Origin of the sequence: Stenotrophomonas koreensis (genome assembly GCF_001431525.1) — a bacterium.
Taxonomy (GTDB): Bacteria; Pseudomonadota; Gammaproteobacteria; order Xanthomonadales; family Xanthomonadaceae; genus Stenotrophomonas; species Stenotrophomonas koreensis.
This window is the reverse complement of sequence record NZ_LDJH01000031.1, coordinates 76,747-88,403: the sequence shown is the minus strand read 5'-3', so window position 1 is coordinate 88,403 and position 11,657 is coordinate 76,747. Positions and strand designations below refer to the sequence as shown.

The window sequence follows — 11,657 nt, the reverse complement described above, 5'->3', positions numbered from 1 at the left end:
TGGCCGGCATGCCGGCCAACCCGAACCCGGCCCAGGTGATCAACATGAGCCTGGGTGGCGGCGGCGCTTGTTCCACCAGCGGCGCGACCCAGCTGGCGATCAATGGCGCGGTCTCGCGTGGCACCACCGTGGTGGTGGCCGCCGGCAACAGCAACGCCAATGCGGCCAACTTCAGCCCGGCCAGCTGCGCCAACGTGATCAATGTCGGCGCCAACGGCATCACCGGTGCGCGTGCCAGCTACTCCAATTACGGCGCCCTGGTGGATATTGCCGGCCCGGGTGGTGGTGGTGGTGTCGATGGCAACCCGAACGGCTATGTCTGGCAGGCAATGTCCCTCAGTGACACCGGCCCGACTGACGGGGCGCTGTCCTACGGCGGCATGGCCGGTACCTCGATGGCCGCACCGCACGTGGCCGGCGTGGTCGCCCTGGTCCAGTCGGCGCTGGTCGCCAATGACCAGGATCCGCTGACCCCGGCGGCGATGGAGCAGCTGCTCAAGGACAGCGCACGTGCGTTCCCGGTCAGCATCCCGAGCGGCACCCCGATCGGTGCCGGTATCGTGGACCCGGTGGCAGCACTGCAGGCCGTGCTGGGTGGTGGCACCGATCCGGGTGAGCCCGGCGACACCACTGCCACCCCGCTGACCAACAAGGTTGCCGTGACCGGCGTCTCCGGTGGCGAGAAGCTGTACAGCTTCGAGGCGGTGGCCGGCAAGACCCTGACCATCATGACCTACGGTGGCAGCGGCGATGTCTCGCTGCACGTCAAGCGCGGTGCCGAGCCGACCACCACGGATTTCGATGCCAAGTCCACCCGTGGCGGCAACAGTGAAACCGTGCGCTTCACCGCGCCGGTCGCTGGTACCTACTACATCAAGCTCAGCGGTACCTACGCTGGCCTGAGCGTGGTTGCGCGCCAGTAATCCACCGGCGTCGTACCGGTGTTGAGCAACGGGGGAGGGCATTGCCCTCCCTCGTTGCATCGGGACCCCGGCGTCCGTGCCATCGAGCAAGGTGGCCTCGGCGGCCACTGCGCCGGGCTGGATGTGACCGCTGGCACAGCCCGCAGAACCCGTCCGCCGCTGCCACCGTGCACCGGCAGTGAATGGTCAGACAACACTGGTAGAGTCGTGCAATGTTTGCGGAGGCCGGAAAGTGAACGCGGTAGCAGTCGATGAAAGTGGCGTACCTGCCATCGAGCAGCAGGTCATTGCGGCGTTGGCCGCGGCCGGGCGCCTGAAGGAGGCCGACCTGCAGCGTGCCCGCCAGCTGCATGCCGAGCAGGGCGGCAGCCTGCTGGCCCTGCTGGTGCGGCTGGGCCTGGTATCCGAACGCGACCAGGCCTCCACTACGGCAAGCGCGCTTGGGCTGCCGCTGCTCGATGCACGCCAGGTGGCCGATGACAGCCCGGCCCTGCTGGCCGAACTGCCTGACCTGCCGCTGCGTTTTCTCAAGCAGTTCCATGCCTGTCCGCTGGCGGTGGAAAACGGCGTGGTCCAGCTCTGGCTGGCCGATGCGCATGACCCGTACCCGGCCCAGGCCATTGCCCTGGCCAGCGGCCTGCCGGTACGCGTGCAGGTCGGCCTGCGCAGCGAGATCGACGAGCTGATCGAGCGCCGCTACGGCCAGGGCCGCAGCGAGATGGGGCAGATCGCCGACGGCGCCGAAGGCAGCGAAGGCAATGTCGATGACATCGAGCACCTGCGTGACCTGGCCTCCGAAGCGCCGGTGATCCGCCTGGTCAACCTGGTCATCCAGCGGGCGGTCGAGCTGCAGGCCTCGGACATCCATATCGAGCCGTTCGAAACCCGGCTGAAGGTGCGTTACCGCGTCGACGGCGTGCTGGTCGATGGCGAAAGCCCGCCGGCCAACCTCACCGCCGCGGTGATCAGCCGGATCAAGATCATGGCCAGGCTCAACATCGCCGAGCGCCGCCTGCCGCAGGACGGGCGGATCATGTTGCGGGTACAGGGCAAGGAGCTGGACCTGCGCGTGAGCACGGTGCCCACCGCGCATGGTGAAAGCGTGGTGATGCGCCTGCTGGACCGGCAATCGGTGGTGTTTGATTACAGCCGGCTTGGCTTCGAGGGCGACTTCCTGCCGCAGTTCGAGCAGGTGCTGGCGCAGCCGCACGGCATTGTGCTGGTCACCGGGCCGACCGGCTCGGGCAAGACCACCACGCTGTACACCGCGCTGAGCCAGCTCAATACCACCGATGTCAAGATCATCACCGTCGAAGACCCGGTGGAATACCAGATCGAGGGCATCAACCAGATCCAGGCCAAGCCGCAGATCGGGCTGGACTTTGCCAACGCCCTGCGCGCGATCGTGCGCCAGGACCCGGACATCATCATGATCGGCGAAATGCGCGATGTGGAAACCGCGCGCATCGCCATCCAGTCGGCGCTGACCGGCCACCTGGTGCTGTCCACCCTGCACACCAACAACGCCGCCGGCGGCATCACCCGCCTGCTGGACATGGGGGTGGAGGACTACCTGCTCACCTCCACCATCAACGGCATCCTGGCCCAGCGCCTGGTGCGCCGGCTGGACCCGGCCACGGCCGTGCGCTACCCGGCCAGCCCCGAGCAGATTGCCCGTTTTGACCTGCGCGCGTTGCAGCCGGAGGGCGAGATCTTCCTGTGGAAGGCGCAGCCCTCGGCGGCCAATGCGACCGGCTACAGCGGGCGCACCACGATTGTCGAGTTGCTGGTGATGAACGATGCGCTGCGCGCGGCGATCATGCGCCGCGCCGGCATGGGCGAGCTGGAGCAGGTGGCCCGCGCCTCGGGCATGCGCACCATGTTCGAGGACGGCCTGCGCAAGGCGCTGCGCGGGCAGACCACGATTGAAGAAGTGCTGCGCGTCACGGAGGAGGGCTGATGCCGCAGTTCCGTTTCACCGCGCTCGATGCCAACGGGCAGCGCGTGGATGGGGTGATGGAGGCCGCCGACCAGGCCGAGGTGGTCGCGCGCCTGCAGGCCCAGGGCCAGCTGCCGGTGGAGGCGCGCCCGCTCGATGCACTGGGCAGTGCCAGCGCCGGCTGGCAGCAGTGGCTGCGCAAGCCGGCCTTCGGTGCCGATGCGCAGTTGTTGTTCACCCGCCAGCTGGCCACCCTGCTGGCGGCCGGCCAGCCGCTGGACCGTGCACTGGGCATCCTGGTCGAGCTGCCCGAAGGCGCCAGCGCGCAGCAGGCGCTCAGCCAGATCCGCGAGGTGGTGCGTGGCGGGGCGCCGCTGTCGGTGGCGATGGAGCGCCAGCACGGGATGTTCTCGCGGCTGTACCTGAACATGGTGCGTGCCGGTGAGGCCGGCGGCACCCTGGCCGGCACGCTGGAGCGGCTGGCCGATTATCTGGAGCGCGCGCAGCAGTTGCGCACGCGGGTGATCAATGCACTGGTCTACCCGGTGATCCTGCTGCTGGTGGTCGGCGCGGCGCTGCTGTTCCTGCTCGGTTACGTGGTGCCGCAGTTTGCGCAGATGTACGACAGCCTGGATGTGCAGCTGCCGTGGTTCACCGCCGCGGTGCTGGCACTGGGGGCCGCGGTGGCCGACTGGTGGATCGTGCTGGTGGTGCTGCCGTGCCTGCTGGTGCTGTGGGCCGGGCGCAAGCGCCACGATGCCGCCTTCATGCTGGGCGTGGATGGCTGGCTGCTGCGCCGCCGGCTGCTCGGGCCGCTGCTGGCGCAGCTGGAGGTGGCCCGGCTGGCGCGCACCCTGGGCACCCTGCTCGGCAACGGCGTGCCGCTGTTGTCGGCGCTGGGCATTGCCGGCAATGTGCTCGGCAACCGGGTGCTGGCCGCCGATGTCGCCGAAGCCACCGCGCGGGTGCGCGATGGCCACAGCCTGTCCTCCTCGCTGGCCCGCAACGGGCATCTGCCGCGGCTGGCGGTGCAGATGGTCCAGGTCGGTGAGGAATCCGGCGCGCTCGATGCGATGCTGCTGCGCGCCGCCGATACTTTCGAGGCACAGACCAGCCGCGCCATTGACCGCCTGCTGGCGGCGATGGTGCCGGCCATCACCCTGGTGCTGGCTTCGATCGTCGGCCTGGTCATCGTCGCGGTGCTGGTGCCGCTGTATGACCTCACCGGCGCCATCGGCTGACGCCGTGACCTTATGTTTTCCGCAACACGCAACCAGGAAGAATCCAACGATGGCAAGCAGGCAGTTCAACCGTTCCACCCCCGCCCCGGGCAGTGCCCGCCGTCAGGCCGGCATGAGCCTGCTGGAAATCATCATCGTGATCGTGCTGATCGGCGCGGTGCTGACCCTGGTCGGCAGCCGCGTGCTCGGTGGCGCCGACCGCGGCAAGGCCAACCTGGCCAAATCGCAGATCGCCACGATGGCCGGCAAGATTGAGAACTACCAGCTCGATACCGGGCGCCTGCCCGGCCGGCTGGAAGACCTGGTCAGTGCGCCCTCCGGTGCCAGCGGGTGGCTGGGCCCGTATGCCAAGGTGGCCGAACTCAACGACCCGTGGGGCAATGCGCTGCTGTACCGCGCCCCCGGCCAGGGCCAGCCGTTTGACCTGATCAGCCTGGGCAAGGATGGCCGCGAAGGCGGCAGCAGTTACGACGCCGACATCCATTTTGAGTGATGACACACGCTGCCCTGCGCCACCGGCGGCGGCCACGCGCCGCTGCCGGCATGACCCTGCTGGAAATGCTGCTGGTGATTGCCCTGGTGGCGGTCAGCGCATCGCTGGCAGTGATGGCCATGGGCGGCGGCCGCGAGGGCCAGCAGCTGCGTTCGGCCGTGCGTGAGCTCAATGCGCAGCTGCGTTACACCCGCACCCAGGCAATCGTGCACGGGCAGATGCAGCAGTTCCAGATCAACCCGGCCACCGGGCAGTGGCAGGCGGCCAATGGCCGCCAGGGGCAGCTGCCCGGGCGCCTGCGCGTGCGCTTCACCGGTGCGGCGCAGCTGCAGCCCAGCGCCGGTATCGGCGCGATCGCGTTCTACCCCGATGGCGGTGCCAGCGGCGGCCGGATCGAGCTGATCGGCCAGCGCGCCGGCTGGCAGCTGGATGTGGCCTGGATCACCGGGCAGGTCGCCGGCAAGGCGATTGCCGGGGAGCGGCGATGAAACCACGGATGGCCGGCTACAGCCTGCTCGAGGTGCTGGTGGCGTTCGCGCTGCTGGCCGCGGCGTTGACCGTGCTGCTGGCGGCCCTGTCCACCGCCTCGCGGCAGGTGCGGCTGGGCGAGGATGCCGGGCGCGCGCGCCTGCATGCGCAGAGCCTGCTGGCGACCCTGGGCACGGAGCCGCCGCTGCGGGTGGGCACCCAGCAGGGGCAGTGGGAGCAGGGCCGCTACCGCTGGCAGCTGCAGGTGCAGCCCTGGCAGGAAGCCCAGGGGCAGCCTGCGCCAGGCAGCAACACCTTGCTGCATATCCAGCTGCAGGTGCGCTGGGGCGAGCGTGCGGGCGAGCAGCTGGAGCTGCAGAGCCTGCGTCTGGCCACGGCCGGGGGCGAAGGATGATGGCGCGCCGGCAGTGCGGCTTTACCTTGCTGGAAGTGCTGGTGGCCACGGCGCTGCTCGCCGCCGGCCTGGTGCTGGCCTTTGCCAGCGTGCGCAGCGTGCAGGCGGTCAGTGCCCGCGGCGAGGCGATGGTGGCGGCCAACGAGCAGATGCGTGGGGTGCTGGATGTACTGCGCGCGCGGCTGCAGTCGGCCCTGCCGATCGGCTTTGAAGGGGGCGATGACGGTATCCCGGCGGTCCGTTTTGATGGCGATGAAAAACGCCTGCGCTTCGTTGCCGATGTCCCGGGTTATTTCGGCCGCGGTGGTCCGTACCTGCACGAGCTGCGGGTGGACCCGGCACCGGCAGGGGAGGGGGTGCAGCTGCGCCTGCGGCTGGTGCTGGTCAGCGCCGGCCAGCTGCTGGAAGAACAACCGCCGCGTCCGGCCGAGGTGATTACCGCCCCGCTGCGCAGCGTCAGCCTGCGTTACCGCGGCTGGGACCCACAGCGGGGCCGGCTGGGGGAGTGGCAGGCGCAATGGCGCTGGGACGAGCAGATGCGCCCGCCGCAGTTCGTGGCCATCAGCGTGCAGCCGGCCAGCGGTCCTGCCTGGCCGGAAATGATTGTCGCCATCCCGCAGCAGCGCCCGGGAGCGGACCCATGAGCCGGCCGGCGATGCGCGGCGCGGCGCTGGTGCTGGTGCTGTGGCTGATCGTGCTGATGGCCAGCGTGATTGGCGCCTTCGCCCTTACCGCACGGGTGGAGCAGCTGCAGACCCATGTCGGGGTGGATGCGCTGCGCGGCAGCCAGCTGGCGCAGGCCGGGCTGGAATATGCCCTGTACCGCCAGGCCCAACCAGCCCAGCCCGGGCAGCCGGCGTGGATCAGCGATGGCCGCAGCTATCCCTGGCAGTTCGGCGGTGCCCAGCTGCAGCTGAGCCTGCTGTCGGAGAGCGCCAAGGTGGACATCAACCAGGCCGATGCCGGCCTGCTGGCCGCGCTGATGCAGCAGCTCGGCGCCGAGCCGCAACAGGCACAACGGCTGGCCGCGGCGATTGTCGACTGGCGTGACAGTGATGAGCTGCCCCAGCCGCTGGGCGCGGAGAAGGCCGACTATGCCGCCGCCGGCTTGCCTTACGGGCCGTCCAATGATGCTTTTGCCAGCCTGGAGGAACTGCGTCGGGTGCTGGCCATGCCGGCACCGTTGTTCCAGGCCATGCGTCCGCACCTGACGCTGTGGACCCAGCGCAGCCAGCCCGAGCCGATGCTGGCCAGTGATGTGGTGCTGCGCGCGATGGGGATTGATCCGGTCCTGCAACACAGCAAGCGCCAGGCGTTGCTGGCAAGCGGCAACGCGCTTGCCAGCGCCGGCGACACCTTTAGTATCCAGAGCCGGGTGCAGTTGGCGGACGATCGCAGCGTCGTGGTCGATGCGGTTGTCCGTCTGGGTGGCAGCGACACTGCCGCCGCGGCCTACACAGTGCTGCACTGGCAGCAGGGAATGGGGACACAATGAAGTCAGCGGTGAATCGGCCGGGGTTGCGTTTGCCTGGCCCGGGGGAATTCCTGACGTGGTGGCGTGATGGCCTGCTGGCCTGGTTGCCGGCGCGCTGGCGTGCGCGCCTGGTCGCACCGCCGCGGCGGCTGCTGCTGCAGCGCGAGGGCGGGCAGTTGCAGCTGTGGTCGGCCACCGATGGCCAGCTCCAGGCGCTGGCCAGCCTGCCGTGGCCGCTGCCCGAAGCCGGGCTGGAGCGGGTGTTGGCCCCGGCGGCACGCCTGCTGCCACGGTACTGGCTGCTGCCATCTGGCCAGGTGCTGCGGCGGCCGTTGCGGCTGCCGGCTGCCGCCAGGCCGCAGCTGCATGCCGTGGTCGGCTTCGAAATTGACCGACAGACGCCGTTTGCCGCCGACCAGGTCAGCCACGATGTGCATGTCCTGGCCCAATCCGATGGCCAGCCCGGCGGGCAGCTTGATGTCGAGCTGGTGGTGCTGCCGCTGAATGTGGTGGAGCAGGTGCGCGCCGATGCCGGTCCGCTGGCCAGCAGTCTGAGCGGCATCGATGTCGCCATCGACGGACAGCGCGTACTCGGGGTCAACCTGCTGCCGCCGGCGCTGCGCAGCCGGCCGCGCCGCGGCAACTACGTACCGTCACTGGTGCTGCTGCTGGCCGGCGGCGTGCTGTTGTGGCTGGGCGGCGAACGAATCCTGGACAACCGCCAGCAGGCCCTGGCCGGACTGCAGCAGCAGGTACAGCAGCAGGCGCGGCAGGCGCGCGAGGTGGCCAGCCAGCGCCAGCAGCTGCAGGCGCTGGTGGACGGTGCGCGCTTCTTCGATGCCCAGCGCAGTGCCCGCCCGACCACGGTGGAGGTGTGGGAAGAACTGTCGGCACGGCTGCCCGATGGCACGGTGCTGGAAAAACTGTCCATCGAAGGCGAGCAGCTGCAGTTGATCGGCATGAGCGACCAGGCCGCGTCCCTGGTCGACGCGCTGGAAGGCAGCCCGTTGTGGAGCCGCCCGGCATTGAGCGGGGTGCTGCAGGCCGAGCCCGGCCAGCGGCGCGACCGCTTCACCCTGGGGGCCAGCCTCGGGGCCAGCGTGGGTACCGGCCCGGCAGGAGGCAACGATGGACGCTGAAAACCGTCGCCAGCGCTGGCTGGCGCTGGCCTTGCTGCTGCTGGTACTGGGCGCGATCTATGGCCTGCTGCTGCATCCGCTGTGGGTGCAGCCGCTGCGCACGATGGCCGGCGAGCTGGAGCAGACCCGGCAGCGCCAGGCGCGGGTACAGGCCGAGCTGGCGCAGGCACCGGCGGTGGCCGCCGCGCTGGCCCAGGCACAACAGCAACTGGGCGGGCGGCCCGGTTTCCTGCAGCAGGGCAGCGCCGAGCAGGCCGCCGCGGCGCTGGTGCAGCGGCTGGAGCAGGCCGTCAGCCAGGCCAGCCCGGGCAACCGCAGCTGTGTGATTTCCAGCCGGGCGCCGTTGCCGGCGCCGGCCGATGGCGGCCCGTTTGCGCGGGTCTCGGTACAGGCGCGGCTGCGCTGCGGCACCCCGGAAATGCTCAGCGTGCTGCATGCGCTGGAGTCCGGGCATCCGCGTCTGTTCATCGACAACCTGGTGATCCTGGCCCAGCGTTACCAGGCCCTGCCCGGTGAGACCGGCAGCGGCCTGGATGTGTCTTTCGAACTGGCCGGGTACCTGGACCCGGTACCGGCAACCGTCGCGGGAGGTGAGCATGCGCCGTGAGTCGCCCGCTATGGGCACGGTAGTCAGTGGGGTGTTTGCGCTGTGGGCGCTGGCCGTGGCCATTGCCGCGTGGCTGGGCCTGGGCAGCCGGCTGCCCGCCGCCGATGCGGTGGTCGAACCCCAACCCTTGCCCACGCTGCCGGTGTTGGCCAGTGAGCGGCTGGGCGAGCTGTCGCACTACCCGCAGGTGGTCAGCCGCCCCCTGTTCAATGAAAACCGGCGGCCGCAGCCGTATTACATCGGCGGTGATCCCGGCCAGCAGGCCGCCAGCCTGCGCCTGAGCGGTGTGCTGATCACGCCACAGCTGCGCATGGCCACCCTGTCCGGTGAAGGCGGTCTGTCCCTGCGCCTGCAGCTCGGCGGCCCGGCGGTCCAGGGCTGGCAGCTGCTGGAGCTGTCCGAGCGCCAGGCCACCGTGCTCGGGCCGTCGGGAAGCCAGGTGCTGCCGCTGGCAGTGCATGCCGGCAGTGCCGATGCCGCCACTGACGCCGCTGCCGTGGCGCCCGCACGCCCGGGGCCGTCCACCGGGCCGGGCGCGTCGCCGGCCGCGGGCATGCCAGCAGCGGTCAACACGGCCAGCGCCACGCCCGCCACCACGCCCGCCGCCGCCACGCCGGCGGCCGAAGCCGCCGCCCAGCCCAGTGCGGCGCAGATGCAGGCGATCCGTGCCCGCATCCAGGCCCGCCGCGAACAGATGCAGCAGAACAACAACGGCTCCACCCAGGGCCAGAACCGATGAGCAACCTCATGCGCTTGAAACTGCTTTCCGCTTCCTTGACGGCGACCCTGGCCGCCACCGCCTGCACCACGCTGCCGGCACCGCAGATTGCCCGCACCGTGCAATTGCCGGTGCAGGCCACCGGGCCGGCCGCGCAGACCCAGGCACTGGCGCCGGATGAACCGGCCAGCGAAATGGCCGCCAGCCGGGCGGTGCTGCGCCATGGCAGCGGCAGCATGATCAACGAACACGTGGCCGCCCGGCCGGCACCGTCATTGGCCGGTGCCTCCACCGGCAGTGCCACCTTCAACTTCGAAGGCGAGTCGGTACATGCGGTGGTCAAGGCCATCCTCGGCGACATGCTCGGGCAGAACTACGTCATTGCCCCCGGGGTGAGCGGCACGGTCAGCCTGGCCACGCCGCGCCCGGTTTCTCCCAGCCAGGCCCTGAACCTGCTGGAGATGGTGCTGGGCTGGAACAATGCGCGGATGGTCTACAGCGGCGGCCGCTACAACGTGGTGCCGGCCGAGCAGGCGCTGGCCGGCACGGTGGCGCCCAGCACCGCCTCGCCCGCCAGTGCGCGTGGCTTCGAGGTGCGGGTGGTGCCGCTGAAGTACATCTCGGCCACCGAAATGAAGAAGGTGCTCGAGCCGTACGCGCGCCCGAATGCGATCGTCAATGTCGATGACGGCCGCAACGTGATTTCCCTCGGCGGTACCCGCGCCGAGCTGGAGAACTACCTGCGCACGGTGGAAATCTTCGATGTCGACTGGCTGGCTGGCATGAGCGTGGGGGTATTCCCGATCCAGACCGGGCGCGCCGACCGCGTGGCCAATGACCTGGAAAAGATCTTTGGTGCCGACAGCGGCACCCCCAGTGCCGGCATGTTCCGTTTCCTGCCGCTGGAAAACGCCAACGCGGTGCTGGTGATCACTCCGCAGGCGCGCTACCTGGACCAGATCCAGCAGTGGCTGGAGCGCATCGACAGCGCCGGTGGCGCACCGCGGCTGTATTCCTACGAGCTCAAGTACATCAAGGCGCGTGAACTGGCCGAGCGTCTGGCCGAGGTGTTTGGTGGCGGCAGCGGCGCCGCGCCGGGACGTGGCGCGGACGCGGCCTCGCTGGCCCCGGGGGCCAGTGCGCTGCAGCTGGAAGGCGGCATGGGCGTGGACGGTGGCCGCGATGCCGGCAGCGGTGGGCTCGGTGGCAAGGACGCCGGTCTGGGCCAGGAGCAGGGCCAGGAGGGCGGGCTGGCCGGTGGCAGCCTGAGCCTGCCCCAGCGCAGCAGCGGCAACGGCGCGGTCAGCCTGGAAGTGGAGGGCGACCGGGTCGGCGTTTCGGCGGTGGAGGAAACCAACACCCTGCTGGTGCGCACCACGCCGCAGGCCTGGGCCTCGATCCGCGAGGTCATCGACAAGCTGGACGTGATGCCGCTGCAGGTGCACATCGAGGCCCAGGTGGCCGAGGTCGCGCTGGAAGGCGACCTCAGCTACGGGGTGAACTGGTATTTCGAGAACGCGGTCAACGCCGCCACCAACGTCGGCGGTGCCGGCCTGCCGTCGGCGCTGGGCCGGCGGATCTGGGGCGACCTCAGTGGCGTGGCCGGCGGCGCCGGCCTGGGCTGGACCTTCCTGGGCAAGAACGCGGCGGCGGTGATCACCGCGCTGGACGAGGTCACCGACGTGCGCCTGCTGCAGACCCCGTCGATCTTCGTGCGCAACAACGCGGTGGCCACGCTCAATGTCGGCAGCAAGATCCCGGTGTATTCGGTGTCGGTATCGGGCATCAGCGACAACCAGTTCAGCCAGGTGCAGTACCTCAACACCGGCACCATCCTCAACGTGCGCCCGCGGGTGACCCGCGACGGCATGGTGTTCCTGGACATCGTGCAGGAGGTCAGCTCGCCGGAAGGCCAGCCCGATGCCAACGGCAATGTGCGCGTCAATACCCGACGGATGAAGACCGAGGCGGCCGTCAGCGCCGGTGACACGGTGATGCTGGCCGGCCTGATCGAGGACCGCACCACCCAGGGCAGTACCGGGGTGCCGGGGCTGAGCCGGCTGCCGATCATCGGTGGGCTGTTCGGCACCAAGCGCCAGGGCAACCGCCGCAGCGAGGTGATCGTGCTGCTGACCCCGACCATCGTGCGCAACCCCGAAGAAGCGCGCCGGCTCACCGACGAGTACGGCAACCGTTTCCGCGCGTTGGAGCCGATCCGCCCGGGCAACCGGCAGTAAGCG

12 protein-coding genes are annotated in these 11,657 nt (G+C 69.9%); all 12 read left to right on the top strand.

Annotated features, from left to right (window positions below; genetic code table 11):
- Positions 1-923 (top strand): S8 family serine peptidase (locus ABB25_RS13730; protein WP_152981240.1); only part of this gene is annotated, 923 nt, incomplete at its 5' end.
- Positions 924-1,155: 232 nt separating this feature from the next.
- The gene (gspE, locus tag ABB25_RS13725) at positions 1,156-2,883 is read left to right on the top strand and encodes a type II secretion system ATPase GspE (protein WP_057667729.1); all 1,728 of its coding nucleotides are present in this window, start codon (positions 1,156-1,158) and stop codon (positions 2,881-2,883) included.
- Complete coding sequence (gene xpsF, locus ABB25_RS13720) at positions 2,883-4,103, top strand: type II secretion system protein XpsF (RefSeq protein ID WP_057667728.1); 1,221 nt, start codon at positions 2,883-2,885, stop codon at positions 4,101-4,103. Before gspE ends, xpsF begins: the two co-directional genes overlap by 1 nt.
- A gap of 49 nt (positions 4,104-4,152) precedes the next feature.
- Positions 4,153-4,596 (top strand): type II secretion system major pseudopilin GspG, encoded by a 444-nt coding sequence (gene gspG, locus ABB25_RS13715; protein ID WP_057667727.1) that lies wholly within the window; start codon positions 4,153-4,155, stop codon positions 4,594-4,596.
- The gene (gene xpsH, locus ABB25_RS13710) at positions 4,596-5,084 is read left to right on the top strand and encodes a type II secretion system protein XpsH (RefSeq protein ID WP_057667726.1); all 489 of its coding nucleotides are present in this window, start codon (positions 4,596-4,598) and stop codon (positions 5,082-5,084) included. The genes gspG and xpsH overlap by 1 nt, the downstream gene beginning before the upstream one ends.
- Positions 5,081-5,479 carry a type II secretion system protein XpsI gene (xpsI, locus tag ABB25_RS13705; RefSeq protein ID WP_057667725.1) on the top strand — a complete coding sequence of 133 codons (399 nt, stop codon included), beginning with the start codon at positions 5,081-5,083 and terminating at the stop codon, positions 5,477-5,479. Before xpsH ends, xpsI begins: the two co-directional genes overlap by 4 nt.
- A complete protein-coding gene (locus tag ABB25_RS13700; RefSeq protein ID WP_083488360.1) occupies positions 5,479-6,123 on the top strand; it encodes a prepilin-type N-terminal cleavage/methylation domain-containing protein in 645 nt (214 codons plus the stop codon). Before xpsI ends, ABB25_RS13700 begins: the two co-directional genes overlap by 1 nt.
- Positions 6,120-6,974, top strand: coding sequence for a type II secretion system minor pseudopilin (locus ABB25_RS13695; RefSeq protein WP_057667723.1), 855 nt, complete (start codon positions 6,120-6,122; stop codon positions 6,972-6,974). The genes ABB25_RS13700 and ABB25_RS13695 overlap by 4 nt, the downstream gene beginning before the upstream one ends.
- Positions 6,971-8,092, top strand: a complete 1,122-nt coding sequence (locus tag ABB25_RS13690; protein ID WP_057667720.1) for a PilN domain-containing protein — start codon at positions 6,971-6,973, stop codon at positions 8,090-8,092. The genes ABB25_RS13695 and ABB25_RS13690 overlap by 4 nt, the downstream gene beginning before the upstream one ends.
- The gene (gspM, locus tag ABB25_RS13685; RefSeq protein WP_057667719.1) at positions 8,082-8,699 is read left to right on the top strand and encodes a type II secretion system protein GspM; all 618 of its coding nucleotides are present in this window, start codon (positions 8,082-8,084) and stop codon (positions 8,697-8,699) included. Before ABB25_RS13690 ends, gspM begins: the two co-directional genes overlap by 11 nt.
- Positions 8,689-9,438, top strand: coding sequence for a hypothetical protein (locus ABB25_RS13680; protein WP_083488356.1), 750 nt, complete (start codon positions 8,689-8,691; stop codon positions 9,436-9,438). Before gspM ends, ABB25_RS13680 begins: the two co-directional genes overlap by 11 nt.
- Positions 9,435-11,654 carry a type II secretion system secretin GspD gene (gene gspD / locus ABB25_RS13675; protein ID WP_057667717.1) on the top strand — a complete coding sequence of 740 codons (2,220 nt, stop codon included), beginning with the start codon at positions 9,435-9,437 and terminating at the stop codon, positions 11,652-11,654. The genes ABB25_RS13680 and gspD overlap by 4 nt, the downstream gene beginning before the upstream one ends.
- Positions 11,655-11,657 lie beyond the last annotated feature (3 nt).